Below are 20,695 nucleotides of genomic sequence, written 5' to 3'. Positions count from 1 at the left end.
CAGGAAGGCAAGGCTGTGCTAATTTCTGCCGATGACAAGGACCTTCCTGGGGTGCGCCTTTGCCGTCGCCACGGCCCTGACGCTGGCATCGTGCAGCAGCAACACCGCTGACGACGCCGGCTCCGACACCCGAAGCGTCACCGTCGACACACTCGCCGGACCCACGCAGATCACGGGAACGCCACAGCGCATCGTCGCATTCGGGCAGCAGTGGGTGGACGCGCTGCTCGAATTCGACGTGCAACCCGTCGGGTATGTCTCCGCCGGATCGAACGGCGACGAACGCGGGCTCTACCCCTGGCAGTCCGCAGTGGGTGCGGATGCCCAGATGCTCGATTCGGCCGCCGTCGATCAGATGGGGGCTTCGGTGCCGACCGAGCAGATCGCGGCGCTACAGCCCGACCTGATCCTGCTGTCGGGGATACCGTCGATAGAGCCGTACAAGAGCTTGTCCGACGTCGCGCCCACGATATTTCCGAAGGCGGAGAAGGTCGAGACGTGGGAATCGCAGATCGAGACGCTCGGGCGGGTGCTCGATCGCGAGGACGATGCACAGAGCATCATCGACGAGGGGCATGCCGTCACCGATGGCATCCGTCAGCAGTACCCGGAGCTCGACGGTAAGTCGGCTGTGTTGTCGCAGTTCGTTTTCGACAGTCAGCAGCTTGCGGTCGTCGCCGACCCGGAGGACGGTGCCGCGAAGGTCTTCGACAGCATCGGTCTCGACGTCCCGCAGGATTTGGTGAACTCGCCCGACATCTCTCACGGCCGGATCGTGCTGAGCCCCGAACGGCTGGACGTTCTCACCGCAGACCTCGTGGTCATTCTCCCCAACGGCGGCACGCGCGAAGACCTCGAACAACTTCCGGGATTCACCAGCCTGCCCGCGGCGACCGGCGGCGGAGTTGCCGTCGTCGACTACGCGACGGTGGTGGGATTCAATACACCATCGAAAGCGTCGGTCGAGTTCTCGCTGAACAAGATTCGTCCGCAGCTCGAGGCTGTGGGTACCTAGTTGTCGGGTGACCAGGACGGGTCGCGTCCGATGAAGGCCATCAACCTGTCCTGGGCGGACGCGTTGTCGTCGACGTCGACGGCGGGGCCGAACTGCCCGCTCTCGCGGAGCACGCGGTCCATCGGTTTCATGGCGATCAGCGCTGCGGCGCAACGCTCTTCGCCGAGATCGGGTTCGCGTCCCAGGGCTTTGGCCAAGTCCCAGGTGTGCATCCACACATCAGCGGTATAGAACCGGTCGATCGCGTCTTCGACCGGCATGTCGCCGATGTGCGGATTGCTCAGGATGCGGCCCGCGGGGGCGTCGAGGATGGCTTGGATGTCGGCGACGTGTCGCGCCCACGCGGCGGCAGGATCGCGCGTCACGTCGAGTTCGGTGAGCTCGACACCCTCGACACCGCCGAGGAAACCACGTGACCAACCGACGAGGTGTTCGACGACACCCAGCGCGTTCCACTCCGGTACCGGACTGGGCCGAGACCACGCGTCCCCGGAAACGGAATCGACCAACGCCGTGAACGCGGCGGCGTCCCGTGCATGCTGTGCAGCCGGTCCCGTCAACAGTGCATCGAGTTTCTCGTAGCCCTCCCTGACTCCGACATCCATTCCGCTGCAGAGCATCCCGTCTCGGGTTGCGAAGTCGGACAGCACGCTCAGCACCCTCAATCGCGTGCCGCCGTCGTCGCGGGCCTCGAAAGCCATTGTCTCGAGGGCGACCGAATCCGGATCGCCTTCGTAGGTGAAGGTCCACACGATCCGCTCGTTCGCGCGAACCTCGTGGAAGCTGCCGAAGAACGACGCGATCTCTTCGCCGTCGCGGTCGTTCGCGAACGACCATGCACCGCCGGTTCGCGCGTCCCACGCGATGATTCGCGTCGTCACCGACCGTGGGCCCACCCACTGCCGATACAGATCGGGGTCGACGTGTGCGCGGAACACCTGCTCGGGCGACGCGTCGAACTGCCGGATGATCTCGATTGTGGGTACTTTGTCGTCCGCTACTATCTCGGTTTCGTGCTCGGTCATGACACGTCCTTCTGAGAGTCGTCTTGTGTTACAACGTGATCCAGCAGGTCGTCGAGTCGGCGGTAGCGCTGCTCGGCCTCCTGGCGATAACGCCCGATCCACTTCGCCATAAGGCCGAACACCTCCGCATCCAAGTGCACCGGTCTGCGCTGGGCGTCTTTGCTGCGCGTCACCAGCCCGGCGTCCTCGAGCACCTTCACATGCTTGGAGACTGCCTGCAGGCTCATGTCGTACGGCTCGGCCAGTTCGCTGACGTTGGCGTCGGCACCCGCAAGCCGAGCAACCATGTCACGCCGAGTGGGGTCCGCCAACGCTGCAAAGGTTCGATTGAGCTGCTCGATACGGTCGTCCACGGTCACCCACTTCCTCGAATATAGCCAAGATATGCCCCTCGAGCTGTGTAGTCAACCAATTGGTTTACAAGGATCGCAGAAGGGTTGACAGCCTGCTGTCGTGCGCGCAGTATTGACAGCATCCTGTCAATCGACGTGAGGACCGTTCCGTGATCACCGTTGCGCTGTATGCCACCGACACCATGGCTGATTGGGAGTACGGCTACCTCATCGCCGGGCTCGCGATGGCCCGCGAGCAGAATCCCGACGCCAACCGGTTGCTCGTCGCATCGGAGTCGGGGGAGGCGGTGACGACGATGGGCGGCCTGAGGATTACCCCCGACGTCGCGTTGGCCGATCTTCCGTCCGTCGACGCGCTGATTCTGCCCGGTGCCGGCACGTGGGAATCCGCTAACGGGGCGGCGTTGGAACTGGCCGCCGAACTTGTTGCCGCGGGCACTCCGGTCGCAGCAATCTGCGGGGCAACCTACGGGCTGGCTCGGACCGGCCTGCTCGACGACCGGTCGCATACCTCGAATGCGGCCGAATTCCTCACTCAGGCTGCGGAATACCGCGGAGCGGAGCATTACCGTGAGGAGAAGGCAGTGTCCGACGGCACCGTCATCACCGCGGGAGCGACCGCACCGATCGAGTTCGCCAAGCTGGTGTTCGAGCGCCTGGAGGTGTTCCCGCAGCCCATCATCGACGCATGGTATGGGCTCTACACGACGGGGGAGCGCAGATTCTACGACCAGCTGACGGGCGCATGAGCCGACGAACGCCGGAGGGAGATGCGCTCACCGAGGTGGTCCTGCCGGTCTTCGAGCTCAACGGCGAATTCCTCGCTGCCGCACAGGACATCACCGAACCGACAGGATTGACGCCGGCCTGGTGGCAGGTTCTCGGGGCCACTCTCGACGAGCCGCTCTCGGTGGCCGACATTGCGCGACGCGTCGGTCTGGGTTTGGCGCGGCAAAGTGTGCAACGAACCGCAAACTTGTTGGTGGACAAGGGCTGGGCTGTCTACATCGAGAATCCGAACCACAAGCGAGCGAAGCTCCTCGAGCCCACCCCGAAGGGACGCGAGACCGTAGCCGCTCTGCGAGATGCTCAACACGCGTGGTCGGACGCCGTGGGCGCCGCGGTGGGTGAGGACGAATTGCGTTCTTTTGCACAGACTTTGGAGAAGATTGTTGCGGCATCCCGCGCCTACCGTGGTGGCCGTGCATAATTCGGGGATGTCAGCGCTCGCGATCGTTCTTTCCGGACTCCTGGCCGGTTTGCTCTCGCAATCCGACGGGGTCGATATCTTCGGCGACACCAGCGTCGGGGGTGTGGTGTTCTCCAGCGGCGGAGGGGGAGTCGCCGTAGCAGTGATTCTGGCGTCGGGTCTGGCTATGCTCGTCCGTCGGCGCAGTATTTTGGCCGGCCTGTCCATCGCTGCGGCCACTGGCGCCGGGGTGACGGCACTGATGATGCCCTCCGGCCTCGCCGAGGTGGTGGCAGGCGGAGTTCTGTTGGGATGCACTGCAGTACGGGCGAACGGTGTACGAGCTCGGCAAGCACTGTCGATCGGGTCGTTCCTCGTCGGACTACTCAGTGCAGGCGCGGTCGAGGCCTTGCAGCATCCGAGTATCCCGCGTCGCTACGCCGACTACCTCACCGAATCCGATATCGGTCCGCCGGTGGTCGTTCCGGTGCTGTGCGTACTGGTCGTAATTGCAGTGGCCTGGGCAGCTCGTGTCGACCGCAGCGACGACCATGTGCCACCGGAACGGAGCATCCGCACGGTCGGGGCAATACTACTGATCTCGATCGGTGGCTTGCTGCTCAATATGTTGTTCGTGCAGATGCTGTTTCGAGCTGAAGACGGCTTCGGTGGAAGCTGGTACTTCGGCCTCGTCGTCGTACCAGTGTTGTTCGGTGCTGCCGCTCTGCTACCGGGTCGCGGAGGCATTCTTGTGCTCGCCGGGACAGCCGTGTTGCTCACCTCGACCACCACCGCTGGGGTGGGCATCGATGTGTCGGACGGTATCTGGGTGCTCGGGCTCGTGGCAATCACGGCAGTTGCGGTGACAGTGGGCGCGGCACTCGGGCTGCGCTGGGGTCGACCGATCGTCGGCTTCGCGACCCTGGCAGTGGTGTGTACGACCGCGCTGTTCGAGCGCCCCCCGTGGGACAACGTGCACTACGCGGCAAGTCTGGTGATCTTCCCGGCCGCTGCGGTCTATCTGTACGTGGCGTGCACGCCGGCTACTCCCACTCCCTCGCCCCCCACGCCCTTGACCATCGGCCTCGCGGTACCGGTGGCAATCACGGTGCCGATGGTCGTCACCTACGGTTGGACGGCGTACACGCCGCTCACATCCGCCCTGCACAACTCGACGTGGCCCAGTATGGAACTGTGGCTCTCCACGGGCGCGGCAGTGGTAGCGGTGGTCCTCGCGGGTGTCGGAACCCGGTTACTCGGTCGTCGGCCACTACTGAATTGATTACCGGAGTACCGTTTTCTGCATGGCTTACAGATACCTCGGAAACAGTGGACTGAAGATTTCGGAGATCACGTACGGCAATTGGTTGACCCATGGTTCGCAGGTGGAGAACGACATCGCGACCCAGTGCGTGCGTGCGGCTCTCGATGCAGGCATCACCACATTCGATACCGCCGATGTCTACGCCAACGGGGCTGCGGAAACGGTCCTCGGTGACGCGTTGAAGGGCGAGCGCCGCGAATCGCTGGAGATCTTCACCAAGGTCTACTTCCCCGTCGGACCTAAGGGCCCCAACGACACCGGTCTGTCCCGCAAACACATCTTCGAAGGCATCGATGCCTCGCTGCGTCGCCTCGGTACCGACTACGTCGATCTCTACCAGGCCCACCGCTACGACGTCGAGACCCCGCTCGAAGAGACCATCGCCGCGTTCGGCGACGTCGTCCGTCAGGGCAAGGCCCTCTACATCGGCGTCTCGGAGTGGACGGCCGATCAGCTCCGCGCCGGCCAGGAACTGGCACGGCAGAACGGGTTCTCGATCATCTCGAACCAGCCGCAGTACTCTGCCCTGTGGCGCGTCATCGAGGATCAGGTGATCCCGACGTCGAAGGAACTGGGCATCTCGCAGATCGTCTGGTCACCCATCGCTCAGGGCGTGCTCACCGGCAAGTACCTACCCGGACAACCGCTGCCCGACGGCTCGCGCGCCAAGGACGACAAGGGCGGCGACAAGATGATCGCGCGCTACCTCGACGATCAGACGCTCACCCGGGTGCAGGCACTCAAGCCGATCGCCGACGATCTCGGAATCACCATGGCGCAGTTGGCCGTTGCCTGGGTTCTGGCCAACGACAACATTTCCGCCGCGCTGGTCGGGGCATCGCGTCCCGAGCAGATCGCCGAGAACATCAAGGCGTCCGAGGTCATCCTGGACGCGGATGTACTCGCCAAGATCGACGAAGCCCTCGGCGATTCGGTCGAGCGCGATGCGGGTAAGACCGGCTCCCCGGAAGCCCGGTTGGTCTAGAAATTCGTCGCTCGGTCCACGTTTGACGGGGCGGAGCTGCGGTACTCGGCGTTAATGTGGACCATGCGCTCACCACTCCGTAATCGCAGCACCGCCCCGGCTCCCGCATCCCCAGCCCGGGTGGTGGTGGTCGGCGGCGGGTTCGGCGGCTTCTACGCACTGCGCAAGATGCAGAAGCTGTTGGGCCCGGACCGCGCCTCGTTCACCCTGGTTGCGCCCAACGACTACCTGCTCTACAGCCCGTTGCTGCCCGAGGTGGCGACCGGCGTGCTTGATCCGCGGGACATCGCGGTGTCGACACGACAGACGTTGCGGCGCACCAAGTTGGTGCTGGGACACGTCACGTCCGTCGACTTCGAGAATCGACGCGTTCGCGTCGCCGGTCCCGACGGTGATTCGGACCTGGCCTGGGACAAGCTGATTCTGGCCCCGGGTTCGGTGACGAGGCAGTTCGACATCCCCGGTGTCGCCGAGCACGCACACGGTCTCAAGACCCTGAGCGAAGCGGTGTTCATTCGCAACCACGTGTTGAAGCAGTTGGATGCAGCCGACGAACTGCCCGACACGCCGGAGGGCCGCGCCGAACGCAAGGAACGGCTCACCGTCGTCGCTGTGGGAGCCGGCTATACGGGCACCGAATTCGTTGCGCAGATGCAGAATTGGATTCGCGGTATCGCTACCCGGTGGGCGACGGTCGACCCGTCGGACATTCGGTGGTTGCTCATCGACCTCGCGCCTGCGGTGCTGCCGGAACTGGGCGAGCGACTCGGCAAGGAAGCAATGGAAGTCCTCGCGGCTCGCGGCGTCGAGGTGCGTCTCGGGGTGTCGGTGGAGTCGGCCACGGCGAACGCGGTGACGCTGACGGACGGCGACGTCGTACCGACACGCACCCTGGTGTGGGGAGCGGGCGTGGCTGCGAGCCCCCTCATCGCGCAACTCGATTTGCCGACCGAAAAGGGCCGGCTTGTGGTCAACCCCGACCTCACGGTCCCCGGCGTGGACGACGTCTGGGCCATCGGTGACGCGGCCGCGGTGCCCGATATCGCCGCCGACCCGTCGAAGCCGACGCCGCCCACCGCTCAGCACGCGCAGCGGCAGGGCACAGCGGTGGCCAAGAACGTCGCCGCGTCCCTCGGCGTCGGTACTGCTCGACCGTACCGACACAAGGATCTGGGACTGGTCGCCGACCTGGGCGGATTCGACGGTGTGGCAAAGCCTTTGGGCGTGCCCCTCACCGGAGCCGTCGCGAAGTTCGTCGCCCGCGGTTATCACCTTTATGCCCTGCCCACCGCCTCCGCCCGGGTGCGCGTGGCCACCGATTGGCTGTACTCGACGGTGCTGTCCACCCGCGTGGTCAACCTCGATCAGGTGCGCTCCGAGGATGCGTTGATCGCCAAGGCGCAGGGGACCGGCGTGTACGACTAGGCAGCCATGTGCGCGCAAACTCGTAGCCCACTACGAGTTTCCGCGCACGACCGTCACCGAAGGTGATGCACCTCCTGCAGCCCGTAGACCGGGGTGTCGATGCCCTCGTAACGCGCCTTGATCTGCAGCGCCAGGTACAGCGAATAGTGGCGTGACTGATGCAGATTGCCGCCGTGGAACCAGAAGTTCTCCTGCTGCGTCGGCTTCCACATGTTCCGCTGTTCGCCCTCCCACGGACCGGGGTCTTTGGTGGTGTCCGAGCCCAGGCCCCAGCACTTGCCCACCTTGTCGGCGGTTTCCTGATCGATGAGGTCGGCGACCCAGCCGTTCATCGAGCCGTAGCCGGTGGCGTAGACGATGAGGTCCGCCGGCAGTTCGGTCCCGTCCTCGAGTACGACGCCGGTCTTGCTGATCCGCTCCACTTGTCCGGCAACGAGTTTGATCTTGCCGTCCGCGACGAGCTCGGATGCGCCGACGTCGATGTAGTAGCCCGAGCCGCGGCGCAGGTACTTCATGAACAGGCCGGAACCGTCGTCACCGAAGTCGTGCTGGAAGCCTGCCTTCTCGAGGCGATCGTAGAAATCCTTGTCCTGCTCCGCGATCTGCTGATACACCGGAATCTGGAACTCGTGCATGATCCGGTACGGCAGCGACGCGAACGTGAGATCGGCTTTGGCCGTGGTCATTCCGGATTCCACTGCGCGCTCGGAGTACAGATCGCCGAGAGCGATCTCGCACAACGAATCCGACTTGACTATGTGTGTGGACGAGCGCTGCAGCATCGTGACGTCGACGCCCGTCTCGTACAGCGCCTTGCAGATGTCGTGCGCCGAGTTGTTGGAACCGACGACCACCACGCGCTTGCCGACATAGGCGTCGGGACCGGGGTGTTCGCTGGAATGGTGCTGCTCGCCCTCGAACTCGTCCATGCCGGGGAAGTTCGGCACGTTCTTCTTGCCCGACATTCCGGTGGCCATCACCAACTGCTTGGGCCGCAGGATCACTTCCTCGCCGTCGCGGTCGACGACGACGGTCCACTCCTTCGCGGTCTCGTCGTAGGTCGCGGACTTCGCGGTCGTCTTGCTCCAGTACGGAACCTCCATGACCTTGGTGTACATCTCGAGCCAATCGCCGATCTTGTCCTTCGGCGCGAACACCGGCCAGTTCGGCGGGAACGGCAGGTAGGGCAGATGGTCGTACCAGACCGGGTCGTGCAGGCACAGTGACTTGTATCGGCCACGCCACTGATCTCCGGGGCGCTCGGCACGGTCGACGACGATCGCCGGGACGCCGAGTTGACGGAACCGAGCACCGAGAGCGATGCCGCCCTGCCCGCCGCCGACGACGAGGACGTACGGCTGCACGCTGTAGCCGAGCTCCTTCTCTTCCATCTCCTTCTTCTCGGCCCAGTTCTGGGTATCGGCATTCGAGCCGTGCACGGCACCCTTGATGCGGGACTTGCCCTGCCGCTCCTCGTATCCCTTGAGTTCCTGCATCGTCGTCAGCAGCGTCCACGCCACGTCGTCACCGGTCTCGGCGTCCGTCGTCAAACGCAGATGTCCCTTGCCGCGGCTCGTCGCCGTCTCGAATGCGATCCACGCCGAGACGACGCGGTCTGCTTCGTCGGGGGTCTCGGTGGTGTGAAATCCCGTCGGGTCGGTATCGGCGAGCCTCTCGCCCAGCATGTCGGCGACGCCGTCCCGGCCCTCGACCGTCTTGAGGTTCCAGGTGAACGTGACGAGATCGCGCCAGAAGCTGCTGACGGCGAACATGCCGGCAACACGAGGAATGTCCCGGGCGACCAGGGCGTCCTCGAACTTCGACAACCAGGCGTCGACCCGTTCCTGCGGGGTGTGCGTGCGGGTGATCGAGTCGGGCTCGATGGTCTGGGTCATGAAAACTCCTTGCGATGAAGAGGTGCCGTGTATGTGACCCAGCACACTCTCTTCGGATAGCCGGGTCGAGAGTTGCAATGCGTTGCAGCGGCTCATGCCGGTGACAGCTTCTTCAACCCCGACGACTGGAATCCAACGACGTAGATCAATGTCCACAGCACCAGCCAGTCGACGAAGCCCAGTGCGTTGCCGGAGATGCCGGCCGCGACGACGGGTTCGTGGAGCACGTGCTCGGCAAGTACGTAGTAGTAGGCCAGGAACGTGCCGATGGCCAGCGCGAAAGTCAGTACTGCGCGTCCCGCCGCCGGGAAGCGACTGCCGAAGCCGTTCGCCCAAAAGATCATCCAGAATGCCCAGCAGACTCCGATCTGTGCCGGGAACTGGTTGATCACCGTGCCGAGTTCTGCGGTGGCTTCCGAGCCGACGAGTAGCTTCGCGAGCGGAACCATCAGGAAGTAGATGGCAGTGCCGAGCACCGCGTTGCCGACGGTGGCCGCCAGTGCGGTCCGTCCGCCGCCGCCGGCCAATTTCCAGGGCCAGTTGTCCAGGGTCTGGCCGGTCAGGATCACCGAGACGACGATCGAGTAGAACCAGCCGAGTGCGGTGTCCACGGACATCAGGGGATCGGTGGCCGAGAGCGAGACCGACGGCAGTCCGAACACGAAGTACAACGCGAGGGTCGGGACGGCGACGAATGCGATCTCGCACAGCCCGATCAGCGGTTGCTTCATGCGCAGCACGGTCCACGGCCAGTGTTGCCAGTTGAGGACCACCATGACCCAGGTTCCGAATCCGAACAGCACGAACAGCGCTCCGGCGAAGTAGCCGAGCCCGCCCTCGCGAGAACCGGCGAAATCCGGGTACAACGCCCCGAGGCCGCTGCCGAGGATCCAGGTGACGGCAACGGCGAACACGGCCGTCGAAGTCAGGATCGCGAGCCCGCGCATCGGTTGTTTCAGAGAGTCGAATCCGGCGAATTCACAATCGAATCCGATGAACACGATGAAGAGAATGGCCCAGAACAGCGCGGCGTTGAACGGCAGCGGATAGAAGTTCCAGGGACTGGTGGTGGGATCGGCGAGCACATACCAGGTCGCCAGCGACACGGCCATGACCACGGCGAGGTTGGCCAGTCCGAATATGAGCCAGTTGCCCTGTGCTGACGCCGTTTTCGGCTCATCGAGGGGTCGGTCTGCGGTTGCGGTCATGGGGGTCTCTTCTCGGTGGGTCGACAGGGTCGCCGTCACTATGAGCTGAATCACAGCCCACCGTCAGGGTTGCGGGAGGTTGCAGTGCGACCGATTCGATGCAACGCACTGCAACCCTGTCGGAAGTGGTCGTCGTCACATAAACCTGTGTGCATCCAATTCAGTCAGGAGTGAGAACCGATGCGTGCAGCTGTGTATTACGGCCCGAACAAGGTGGAGATCACCGACGTACCCGAGCCGAATCCCGGTGCGGGGCAGGTCAAGGTCAAGGTCGGGTTCAACGGAATCTGCGGAACCGACCTGCACGAGTACTACGCAGGCCCCATCTTCATCCCCACCTCGCCGCATCCGCTGACCGGCCAGGAGATGCCCCTGGTGCTCGGACACGAGTTCTCGGGCACGGTCACCGAGCTCGGCACGGGTGTCACCGGCATCTCGGTCGGCGATCGCGTTGCCATCGAACCGCTCTACCGCTGTGGACACTGCGGACCCTGCCGGGCAGGAAACTACAACATCTGCGCGCAGATCGGCTTCCACGGACTGATGTCCGACGGCGGAATGGCCGAATACACCGTGGTCCCCACGGACATGATTCACGCCCTACCCGACAACGTCTCTCTCGAACTCGGTGCCCTCGTCGAACCGATGTCGGTTGCCTATCACGCTGCGACACTGGGGGATCCGAAGCCCGAGGACACCGCGATGGTGTTCGGAGCCGGCCCCATCGGCATCGGCCTGTGGTTCGCGTTGCGCGGTAAGGGACTCGACAACGTCTACGTCGTCGAACCGTCGCCGACGCGTCGCGCCTCGATCGAAGCGCTCGGTGCCAAGACCCTCGACCCGACGGCAGTGGACGTGCCCGCCTTCATCGCCGATCTGACCGACGGCAACGGGGCCGACGCCATCTACGACGCGGCCGGTGTGCAACCGGCCGTCGAGACCGCGCTGGGCTGCATCGGTGCTCGCAAACCGCTCGTCAGCGTCGCGATCTACGAAAAGCCGCTCACCACACCGCTGCAGAAGCTCGTCATGAACGAATCCCGCATCCAGGGATCGCTCTGCTACACCTCCGCCGACTACGAGGCCGTCATCGATCTGATGAGCCAGGGCCACTACGACACGACGGGCTGGGTGGACAAGATCACGCTCGACGGCGTCATCGACGACGGATTCGAGGCGCTGCACGCAGGCACCAAGATGAAAGTTCTGGTCGACCCCTCGACGGGTGTACCCGCATGAGCGCGGTGCTGGTGACAGGGGCCGGTCAGGGCATCGGACGGGCGATCGCGTTGCGGTTGGCCAACGACGGGCACGACATCGCGTTGGTCGACCTGGCCGAGGACAAGATCGCCGGCGTGGCCGACGAGGTGCGTCGAACAGGCTCGAAGGCAACGACATTCGTCGCCGACGTCAGTGATCGCGATCAAGTGTTCGCGGCCGTCGAACATACCCATAAAGCGCTCGGCGGCTTCGACGTCATCGTCAACAATGCCGGAATCGCACAGGTCGCGCCGCTCGACGACGTCCGCCCGGAAGACACGAAGAAGATCTGGGCCGTCAACGTCGACGGTGTGCTCTGGGGAATTCAAGCTGCGGCAGCCACATTCAAGGCGCTCGGCCAGAAGGGCAAGATCATCAACGCTTCCTCGATCGCAGGCCACGACGGGTTCGCGATGCTCGGGGTCTACAGCGCAACGAAATTCGCGGTCCGGGCATTGACCCAGGCTGCGGCCAAGGAGTACGCCTCGGACGGCATCACCGTCAACGCGTACTGCCCCGGCGTTGTCGGCACCGACATGTGGGTGACCATCGACAAGCGCTTCGCCGAGCTGACCGGTGCCGCCGAGGGGGAGACCTACGACAAGTTCGTCGGCGGTATCGCTCTCGGTCGGGCGCAGACTCCCGAGGACGTCGCCGCGTTCGTCTCGTATCTCGCCGGACCCGACTCGGACTACATGACCGGACAGGCACCGTTGATCGATGGTGGTTTGGTCTACCGGTGACCCCGCATGAATCCGCTTTGTGAGCTGGAGCACAATTGACAGCGATGACGCAGTCGACAGGCCCTGAACCTGCGCTGGCGGCCGGCGAAGACCCGCGCCGCTACGCGCAGATTCTCACTGCCGTGTACGACGCGACCATGACCGGCGGGAAGTCTCCCGCGCGTCCCCGCGAGGTCATCGGTGACTCCTGGCGGCGGTTGCAGACCCTCGGTATCGACCCGGAACTGGGCAATCCTGCCGAGAGACAGATGGACGCGTCCGATCTCGAGTTCAGTCGACGGGAATCGGGGTTGTTCGACATTCTGGACGACCTCGCCCGTGGCCTGGAATCGGTGGTGCAGGACGGCGACAACATTCTCGTCGTCGCCGATCGGAACGGTCGAGTGCTGTGGCGCAGCGGATCGACGTCGGTGCTCGACCGCGCCGACGGTCTCGGGTTCGTCGAAGGGGCCAACTGGGCCGAGGACTCGGTGGGCACCAATGCCATCGGGACAGCATTGGTCTCACGCCGCGCTGTGCAGATCTTCTCGGCCGAACACTATGTGCGCAGCCATCATTCGTGGACCTGCGCCGGAGCGCCCATTCGCGATCCGCGTACCGGCCAGGTGCTCGGCGCCATCGACGTCAGCGGGCCGGCCAAGACGGTGCACCCCACCACCATCGCCCTGGTCGACGCCGTGGCGAGGTTGGCGGAATCGCAGCTGCGCGAGATTCACCGAACCACCTTGGATCGACTGCGTTCGGTGGCCGCACCGATGCTGGCGCGCCTGCAGTCCCCGGCGCTGGCCGTCGACGCGAACGGGTGGGTCGCGGCCGTCGAATCGGTGGCACTGCGCAATCGCATCCTGCTGCCCGAGGACCTCGCGACGGGACGCTTCTGGCTGCCGAGCCTCGGGGTGTGCGACTTCGAACCCCTGCCCGGTGGATGGCTGGTGCGACCCACTTCTCATGGTCGTTCCGCCGGCTCCACTCCTGGCGAGTCGGCGGACTCGTTCGTCGCGGAGTCCGGTAACACGACGACGATTCGCATCGACCTGCGCGATTCGCAGAAGCCTCGTATCGAGGTGCGCAGCGAGGTGGGGGAGTGGACCCACGAGCCGACGCCCCGGCACGCCGAGATTCTGTACCTGCTGGCCATCCACCGGCAGGGACGCACCGCGTCGCAGATGGCTGCAGACCTCTTCGGCGACGACGGCCGCGCGATCACCGTGCGGGCCGAGATGTCGCGCCTGCGCAAACACCTCGCCGGCATCATCTCCACCCAGCCCTACCGGCTGGACGAGTCGGCGACGGTCGACGTGATCACGCCGGCGGACATGAACAGGCTGCTACCGCATTCGTCGGCCCCCGCTATCCGGGCCGCACGGGGCTGAGCCGTAGCGCAGAATCGGGGAATGAACCGCCTCGCCCGCATCCTCGACGCGTCGGATCCCGGGCAGTTACGGCTGCGCGGTGCCTCGGCGACGACGCTGACGGTGTTGCTCGCGATGGTGGTCCTGCTGCTCGGTACTCGCGCCATCGGCCAGCCGGTGACCGTGGCGATGCTCGGCACCGTGGTGGCGATGCAGGCGTCGGCGTCGGTCAAGGACAAAGACCAGGACAGCCGGCTCGTCACCACCGCCCTGATGGTGCTGCCCGCCTCGGCGGCAGTGACGGTTGCGGCGCTGCTCTCGCGGCTCGGTGCGGTGGCCGACGTCGGATTCATCGCGGTGTTGTTCGCGGCCGTATGGGTGCGCAGATTCGGACCCCGTGGCACCGCGCTCGGCATGGTCGCGTTCATCTCGTACTTCTTCGCGTTGTTCCTTCAGGCGACCCCGGGGCAAGTGCCGATGCTGATCGCGGCGATCGTCGGCGGAGTGCTCATCGCTCTGTTCGTACGGGCGGTGGTCTTTCCGGACCGACCGATCGTGGAGGTGCGGCGGCTGCTCTACGCCATGCGAGCGGTATCGGAATCGGTGCTCGCAGCGGCATCGGCGCGTGAGGACCGTGATCTGGAACTGTTGCGGCGCAGGCTCGATCGGCTCGGAAACACCGCCCTGATGATCGACGACTGGCTCGACCGTCACGACGCGGGACAACTGCTCAGCGTGACGAGTACCGATCTGTCGCTTCGTGTGTTCGACGCCCAGATCGCCACCGAACAACTCGTCAGCTCACTGTGGGCTCTCGATCCCGCCAAGCCGTGGCCGACCGCGCTGGGGCAAGCGACCACCGCGCTGGGATCGTGCCTGCAGAACGCCCCGTCCGCCGAGCAACTCAAGGCCGCCCGACGGTTGGCCGCCACGGCGGCCGAGCGCGCCGACCCGTCGACCCCCGCCGGTATCGCGACGGTGTCCGCGCAACGAGCGGTGCAGGCACACATCGCCATTCATCACATCACCACCAATGCGGTGGCTGTCACGTCGAGTCCTCGACAGGCTGCTGTCGAGCCGGCGGACAAGGACAAGCCTGCCGGCCTGAACCCCAGCACCAAGGCGGCAATCCAGGTTGCTGTCGCGACCAGCGCGGCAACGGTATTGGGGGAGCTGGTCTCACCGGATCGTTGGTACTGGGCCGTGTTGACGGCGTTCCTGGTGTTCACCGGGGCGTCGACGCGCGGCGAGATTCTGACCAGAGCCGGCCAACGCATCCTCGGCACGATGGCGGGAGTGCTTGCGGGAGTGGTGATCGCGGCACTCGTCGGCAATCACCAATCCGTTCAGTTGGTGCTCATCGTCGTCTGTGTCTTCTTCGCGTTCTACCTGGTGACCGTCGCGTATGCGTTGCTGTCGTTCTTCGTGACCATTCTGCTCGCGATGCTCTACGGGCTGCTCGGCACGTTCAGCATCGAGGTTCTCGAACTACGGATCATCGAGACTGCAGTGGGTGGAGCCGTCGGTATTGCGTCCGCCTACTTCATCTTCTCGACCGGAACACGAAAGACATTGGTGGACAAAGTCGATACGTATCTCGACCAATTGGACGCCCTGATCGACACCAGCGTCGAATCGGTGATCACCCCAGGAAACGCCACCGACCTCGTGGCGTCGACGCGCACGCTCGACAACGCGCTGAAGGAGGTCGTGACGGCGGGGAAGCCGCTCGTGCTCGGGCCGACGACCCGCAGCCGGCGAGGGGCGAAGCGATTACTGCGGGTGCTGACCGTCAGCGGCCGATCCGCCCACGCACTCGCACGAGCCGGAGTGCTGGCGTCGCGTGCCGAACCGGAGACGGCACCCTCGGCCGAGACTGCCCAGGCCCTGCGCGACGCTGCGGCGCTGGTGCGTGAGACCGCCCGGCACGTGGAGGCCGCGATCGCAGGCAAGCGGGTGGACCAGCCCGAGAAGGTCACCGACACAACGGTGTTGGACGTGTTGCTCACCAGTGCGAACTCGCCCGGGCCGGTGCGGGTCGCGGTGCGGGCGCTGAACATCATGAATCGGACGCTCGCGGACGTCCTGAGCCGGGCTTGACCTTCACACGGTGACAAGGTCTTGGCTGACGGCCATGATCGACTCACTTTGGCACCAGAACTCTTCTGTGCGGCTTCGGGCTGCGCTCGACATCGGAATATCGAAGAACCCAGAACTCCTCGACGCGCTGCTCGAGCGTTGCGCCGCCGAACCGGATTTTCAGGTTCGAGAGATGTTGACGTGGGCATTGATTCGTCTCCCCGCTGCGTCGACGGTGCCCAGGCTGATGCACGAAGTGCGCACCGGCGGCGCACAGGCTCGCAGTCAGGCGTTGCACACGTTGTCGAAGGTCAAGGACCGGTCGGCCTGGCCGGTGATCACCGAGCCGCTCATCACCGACTCCGACGACGAGGTGGCCCGAAGCGCGTGGCGGGCGGCGGTCGTCCTGGTCCCCGACGGCAGCGAGCAGTGGTTGGCGACGACGCTGTCCACTCAGCTGGGGCGAGGCGGGCGGGAGTTGCAGCGCAGCCTCAGCCGCGCACTGGTGGTACTCGGGTCGGTGATCGAGCCGATGGTGCGCGAGGCCGCGTCGAGCAAGGATGTTGCTGTTCGCGCGCACGCGCTGGCGACGGAGTCGCTGCTGCGAGACCCCGACAGCGGATTTGCGTTGTTCGAGGCCCAGCGCGTCGATGCACTTGGCGCAGCCGACCCGACGGGGTGAGATAGGCAGATGTTGATCGGTGAGGTGGCGCGGCGGTCCGGGGTCAGCGCGCGCATGCTTCGGCACTACGACCGGCTCGGGCTCGTGCAGCCGACCTCGCGGACTGGCACCGGATACCGCGAATACTCTCCGGCCGACGTGCGTCGTCTGTTCCACGTCGAATCGCTCCGGTCGCTCGGGTTGTCCCTGCACGACGTCGGGCGTGCACTGGACGATCCGAGTTTCGCGGCGACGGGACTCGTCGACGAGCTGGCTACCCGAGCCGAAGAGCGCATCGCGCGAGATACCGAGCTGCTGACGCGGTTGCGCCGCATCGGGAGCGCCCGACCGGAGGATTGGGAGGACGTCCTCGGTGTCATCGGCATGCTCGGAGACCTGGACTCGGTGAGCGCGGGGAAGCGGCAGTCTGCGGCATTGTCCTCCGTCGGAGATCGCCCCATCCCGGCCGAGGCTCTGGCCGAGGCGGTGTTGCGCGAGCCCGCAACCAACGTCGCCGGCGCGCTGCGATGGGCACTCGCGCAGACCGGGAGCGACGCCGTCTCGGCGCTGCGGCAGGGCCTCGACTCACCGGATCCCGAGGTGCGTCGCCGCGCCGTCGATACCGTCGTCGAGATTCCGCATCCCGACGCCACCGAGGTGCTGCGGGAGGCGCTGGGCCACGAGGACGGGCAGGTACGACGACTCGCGGCGCTGGAACTGGGTGCCCGAGGAATCGTCGACGCGATTGCGGTGCTGATCGAGATGGTCCACGAGGGTACGAACGATGTGGACGCGGCAGACGTGCTCGGTGAGCTCGGGTATGCAGACTCCACGGTCGCGGCCCTCATGGACGGCCCGAGTGAGATTGCGGCGCGCCTACGGGTGACCCAGGCACTGGCCAGCATTCCGGGTCCGGCGGCGGCGCAGGCTCTGCGCGAGCTGACTCAGGATGAGGACCGCTCGATCGCGCTGACGGCGACGTACCTCCTGGACCGGAGAGAACGAGCCGCTTCGGTACCGTCGGAGTCATGAAGGCACTCGGACTGCTCGCGGCACTGTCGATCACATTGGCCGCGACTGCCTGCTCCACCTCGACCACCCCGGCCGCACCCGCCGAGCCCGCTGCCGAGAACCAGGTCACCGTCGCCGATCGGATGTTCACACCGCAGACCTTGACGATCACCGCGGGCGAGACCGTGACCTGGGTGTTCGCCGACCGCGCGATGGCGCACAACGTCGTCGCCGACGACAAGTCGTTCCGCAGTGAACTGATGCAGTCGGGGCAGTTCACCCATACCTTCGACACGGCGGGCACCTTCACCTACCACTGCACCCCGCACCCCGACATGACCGCGACGATCATCGTCGAACCGTGATGGACTGCTAGTCATGGCAACCCGGACGCGCGGCATCGCCGCACCTCTCGGCGTCGGCCTGGCCGCAGTCGGCGGTGCTGTGCTGCTGCACGTCCGCGATCCCCGAACCTCGACGTACCTGCCGTGCCCGTTCCACGCCCTCACCGGACTGTGGTGTCCGGGTTGCGGTGCGACCAGGGCTTTCGGCGACCTCACTCGCGGAGACACCGTGGCTGCCGCGTCGAGCAACGTCGTGGCGGTGGTGCTCGGTGTCGTCGCGATCGGTGTCTGGGCCGCGTGGCTGCGAGCACGATGGACGCAGACGCCACTGACGCTGCCTCGTCCCAATCGCCCGACCGTCGTCGTCGGGGTTGCCCTATTGGTCTTGTTCACCGTGGTGCGCAACACTGCGTGGGGCACCGCCCTCGCCCCGACCTGACATCCCTAGGAGGCTGCTGTGCTGCTGCAAATCTTCTCGATCATCGTGCTGCTGGGCGTGCTCATCGCGCTCATCCCCACGGCCCGACGCGTCTTCAAGAAGGGTGACGACGAATGAGCGACTCACTGCGAGATCGGGTGCGAGCGAAACTGCTCGCCCAGATCGCCGACGACGGAGGCACGGCAGCCGAGCAGGCAGAGGGCGACGACCCCCGCCTGAACGCACTGCGCGACGACCTCGAAGCACTGGACGCAGCCCCCGACGGAGACCCGGTGATCGACGATATCGCCGCCAGGCACTGGGTGCCCTGACCGCTGTCTCCCTCTGGACTCCCCTCGGGGAGTCAATGTGACATGTGGTGGCCTTTTCGGGGGTCAATGTCACGTTGAGTGGACCGTCGGGATAGGTCGAGTTGGGTGGACTGCTGAGGCGCATCTAGTATCTATGTTGTGTCCGAGACGAGATCCGCAGCCGATACGGCGTACCTGACTGTCAAGGAGCTCATCATTTCGGGGGAACTTCCCGGTGGTGAGCTCGTCAGTGAAGGGGAGATCGCGACGCGGCTCGAGATCAGCCGCACACCGGTCCGCGAGGCGTTCCTTCGCCTCCAGGTCGAGGGATGGATGCGCCTCTATCCCAAGCGCGGGGCGCTGGTCGTCTCCATCGCGGTGGGTGAGGCGGAGAGCGTCGTCGACGCAAGGCGATTGGTCGAGGCCGGCAGTGTTCGCGCCTTCGTCGGTGATGCGGATGCCCGCGCACGAGTGGTCGAGGCGCTACGCGACAACCTGCGAATCCAGGACAAGCTGGCAGTCGACGGCACCGCAGCGGAGTTCAGCGCCGCCGACGCAGATTTCCATCGCACCGTCGTCCGCGCCGGCAACAACCCGTTGCTCGACGCGTTCTACGACGGACTTCGCGAGCGACAGCGGCGGATGACCGCGGCATCCCTGACCCGTGATCCGGGTCAGATCTCGCGCATCGTCGACGACCACCGCAGACTCGCCGACCTGATCGAAGCCGGGGACGCAGACGAATTCGAGCGAGCCGTCGAACAACACATGCTCAGGGTGCACGGCTTGCGCACAGACAGAGGGGGAACACGATGACCGAGGACATGATCGACGACGACGTCCGACAGACGACGGCCAAACGCTGGCTGTTGGTTGCCGTCGGCATGTTCGCCGTCGCCTGGGGCGGCAACGAATTCACACCGCTCTTGGTGATGTATCGACTCGACCACGGCTTCTCTGCCGTGGTGGTCGATACGTTCCTGTTCGCGTACGTTCTGGGCATCATTCCGGCGATGCTGATCTGTGGTCCGTTGTCCGATCGACTCGGCCGACGCCCGATCATGTTGCCCGCGCCCGCAATTGCCGCTGCCGGTTCCATTCTGATCGCCCTCGGCCCCGACAACGCCTTCATGCTCTTCGGCGGGCGAGTGCTCAGCGGCATCGCGCTCGGAATCGGTATGGCCGTCGGCGGTAGCTGGGTCAAAGAACTCTCCAGTCGCGACGCCACCGCCAAGCCCGGTGCCGGAGCGCGCCGCGCCGCGATGTCGTTGACGGCGGGCTTCGCCCTGGGAGCCGGCGTCGCCGGTGTGCTCGCGCAGTGGGCACCCTGGCCGACGCACCTCGCGTACAGCGTGCATGTGCTGATCTGCATCGCCGCGTTCGTCGGCATGCTGTCGGTCCCCGAGACACGCAGCGCCGCAGCATCATCGGGAAGGAAGAGCCTCGTCGACGATCTCAGAATTCCGTCGGCGTCGCATCGACGCTTCCTGTTCGTCGTGTTGCCCTTGGCCCCATGGGTTTTCGGCGCGGCAAGCGTGGCCTATGCGGTGCTGCCATCTCTGATGGCCGACGCGTTGGCCGACGAGCCCGGAGGCGGTTACCCCGTCGCCCTGTCCGCTGCGATGGCGGTGATCGCCCTCGGTTCCGGATTCGCGATCCAGGCTGTCGGGCGTCGGATCGACACACCCGCCAATGCGCGCGGCGCTTTGGTTGCGCTGTCTCTGTTGGTGGTCGGTATGGCTGTCGCGGCGTGGGCGGCGTCGGTGCTCACCATCGCCGCGGCATTGATCGCGGCAGCGGTTCTCGGTTGCGGGTACGGCATGGCGCTGGTTTCGGGTCTGCAAGAGGTGCAACGCATTGCGGGCCCCGACGATCTCGCCGGCCTCACCGCTGTGTTCTATTCGCTGACGTATCTCGGCTTTGCGGTGCCCGCTGTGCTGTCGGCGCTGACCGAGACCTGGCCAGGGGTGGTCACGTATCCGATCATCTTCGGATTCGGCGCGGTGATGGCGGCACTGTGTGGCCTGGTGGTGCGATCGAAAACGTCCGCTCACCTGCCCTAGGGGTCGTGCGCGTTGTGCGTACCTGGAGGGACGC

General features: G+C 65.3%; 21 protein-coding genes. 17 read left to right on the top strand and 4 right to left on the bottom strand.

Going from position 1 to position 20,695, the window contains the following annotated elements; genetic code table 11:
• Positions 1–31: 31 nt before the first annotated feature.
• Positions 32–1,015, top strand: coding sequence for an ABC transporter substrate-binding protein (locus K414_RS0101960; RefSeq protein ID WP_081701512.1), 984 nt, complete (start codon positions 32–34; stop codon positions 1,013–1,015).
• On the opposite strand, the gene K414_RS29805 is transcribed toward K414_RS0101960, so the two are convergent.
• Positions 1,012–2,040: a TIGR03086 family metal-binding protein gene (locus K414_RS29805; RefSeq protein ID WP_027494410.1), complete on the bottom strand. Its 1,029-nt coding sequence runs from the start codon at positions 2,038–2,040 to the stop codon at positions 1,012–1,014. The two genes, K414_RS0101960 and K414_RS29805, sit on opposite strands and share 4 nt — an antisense overlap.
• The gene (locus tag K414_RS0101950; protein ID WP_027494409.1) at positions 2,037–2,393 is read right to left on the bottom strand and encodes a metalloregulator ArsR/SmtB family transcription factor; all 357 of its coding nucleotides are present in this window, start codon (positions 2,391–2,393) and stop codon (positions 2,037–2,039) included. The genes K414_RS29805 and K414_RS0101950 overlap by 4 nt, the downstream gene beginning before the upstream one ends.
• A 149-nt stretch (positions 2,394–2,542) precedes the next feature.
• Between K414_RS0101950 and K414_RS0101945 the strand changes: the two genes are divergently transcribed.
• The 5 genes from K414_RS0101945 to K414_RS0101925 all read left to right on the top strand — a co-directional run bounded on the left by K414_RS0101945 (position 2,543) and on the right by K414_RS0101925 (position 7,316).
• Positions 2,543–3,142, top strand: a complete 600-nt coding sequence (locus tag K414_RS0101945; RefSeq protein WP_027494408.1) for a DJ-1/PfpI family protein — start codon at positions 2,543–2,545, stop codon at positions 3,140–3,142.
• A complete protein-coding gene (locus K414_RS0101940; protein WP_027494407.1) occupies positions 3,139–3,603 on the top strand; it encodes a MarR family transcriptional regulator in 465 nt (154 codons plus the stop codon). The genes K414_RS0101945 and K414_RS0101940 overlap by 4 nt, the downstream gene beginning before the upstream one ends.
• Positions 3,604–3,610: 7 nt before the next feature.
• Entirely contained in the window at positions 3,611–4,864 is a 1,254-nt protein-coding gene (locus tag K414_RS0101935) for a hypothetical protein (protein ID WP_027494406.1), read from the top strand.
• Between the two features lie 22 nt (positions 4,865–4,886).
• Positions 4,887–5,891 (top strand): aldo/keto reductase family protein, encoded by a 1,005-nt coding sequence (locus tag K414_RS0101930; protein WP_027494405.1) that lies wholly within the window; start codon positions 4,887–4,889, stop codon positions 5,889–5,891.
• Between the two features lie 63 nt (positions 5,892–5,954).
• Positions 5,955–7,316 (top strand): NAD(P)/FAD-dependent oxidoreductase, encoded by a 1,362-nt coding sequence (locus K414_RS0101925; protein WP_051365290.1) that lies wholly within the window; start codon positions 5,955–5,957, stop codon positions 7,314–7,316.
• A gap of 53 nt (positions 7,317–7,369) precedes the next feature.
• On the opposite strand, the gene K414_RS0101920 is transcribed toward K414_RS0101925, so the two are convergent.
• On the bottom strand, positions 7,370–9,211 hold the full coding sequence (locus K414_RS0101920) for an NAD(P)/FAD-dependent oxidoreductase (RefSeq protein WP_027494403.1): 1,842 nt from the start codon (positions 9,209–9,211) through the stop codon (positions 7,370–7,372).
• Positions 9,212–9,303: 92 nt separating this feature from the next.
• A complete protein-coding gene (locus K414_RS0101915) occupies positions 9,304–10,419 on the bottom strand; it encodes a hypothetical protein (protein WP_027494402.1) in 1,116 nt (371 codons plus the stop codon).
• A gap of 180 nt (positions 10,420–10,599) precedes the next feature.
• On the opposite strand from K414_RS0101915, the gene K414_RS0101910 reads away from it, so the two are divergent.
• From K414_RS0101910 to K414_RS0101855, 11 genes are all read left to right on the top strand, one after another.
• Complete coding sequence (locus tag K414_RS0101910; protein WP_027494401.1) at positions 10,600–11,658, top strand: 2,3-butanediol dehydrogenase; 1,059 nt, start codon at positions 10,600–10,602, stop codon at positions 11,656–11,658.
• Entirely contained in the window at positions 11,655–12,422 is a 768-nt protein-coding gene (locus K414_RS0101905) for an acetoin reductase (RefSeq protein ID WP_027494400.1), read from the top strand. Before K414_RS0101910 ends, K414_RS0101905 begins: the two co-directional genes overlap by 4 nt.
• A gap of 44 nt (positions 12,423–12,466) precedes the next feature.
• Entirely contained in the window at positions 12,467–13,795 is a 1,329-nt protein-coding gene (locus K414_RS0101900; RefSeq protein WP_027494399.1) for a GAF domain-containing protein, read from the top strand.
• Positions 13,796–13,816: 21 nt separating this feature from the next.
• A complete protein-coding gene (locus tag K414_RS0101895; RefSeq protein WP_027494398.1) occupies positions 13,817–15,874 on the top strand; it encodes an FUSC family protein in 2,058 nt (685 codons plus the stop codon).
• A gap of 34 nt (positions 15,875–15,908) precedes the next feature.
• Positions 15,909–16,535 (top strand): HEAT repeat domain-containing protein, encoded by a 627-nt coding sequence (locus K414_RS25805; RefSeq protein WP_051364888.1) that lies wholly within the window; start codon positions 15,909–15,911, stop codon positions 16,533–16,535.
• A 9-nt stretch (positions 16,536–16,544) separates the two neighbouring features.
• A complete protein-coding gene (locus K414_RS0101885; protein WP_027494397.1) occupies positions 16,545–17,546 on the top strand; it encodes a HEAT repeat domain-containing protein in 1,002 nt (333 codons plus the stop codon).
• On the top strand, positions 17,543–17,890 hold the full coding sequence (locus K414_RS0101880) for a plastocyanin/azurin family copper-binding protein (RefSeq protein ID WP_027494396.1): 348 nt from the start codon (positions 17,543–17,545) through the stop codon (positions 17,888–17,890). Before K414_RS0101885 ends, K414_RS0101880 begins: the two co-directional genes overlap by 4 nt.
• Positions 17,891–17,903: 13 nt before the next feature.
• Positions 17,904–18,308: a DUF2752 domain-containing protein gene (locus K414_RS0101875; protein WP_027494395.1), complete on the top strand. Its 405-nt coding sequence runs from the start codon at positions 17,904–17,906 to the stop codon at positions 18,306–18,308.
• Positions 18,309–18,421: 113 nt separating this feature from the next.
• Positions 18,422–18,619, top strand: a complete 198-nt coding sequence (locus K414_RS0101865; RefSeq protein WP_027494394.1) for a hypothetical protein — start codon at positions 18,422–18,424, stop codon at positions 18,617–18,619.
• Positions 18,620–18,757: 138 nt separating this feature from the next.
• Entirely contained in the window at positions 18,758–19,414 is a 657-nt protein-coding gene (locus K414_RS0101860) for a GntR family transcriptional regulator (protein WP_027494393.1), read from the top strand.
• Positions 19,411–20,661 (top strand): MFS transporter, encoded by a 1,251-nt coding sequence (locus tag K414_RS0101855; protein ID WP_051364887.1) that lies wholly within the window; start codon positions 19,411–19,413, stop codon positions 20,659–20,661. Before K414_RS0101860 ends, K414_RS0101855 begins: the two co-directional genes overlap by 4 nt.
• The last annotated feature ends 34 nt before the right edge of the window (positions 20,662–20,695 follow it).

The organism is Rhodococcus sp. JG-3 (genome assembly GCF_000482405.1).
Classification (GTDB): Bacteria; Actinomycetota; Actinomycetes; order Mycobacteriales; family Mycobacteriaceae; genus Rhodococcoides; species Rhodococcoides fascians.
This window is presented reverse-complemented; position numbering and strand designations above follow the sequence as displayed.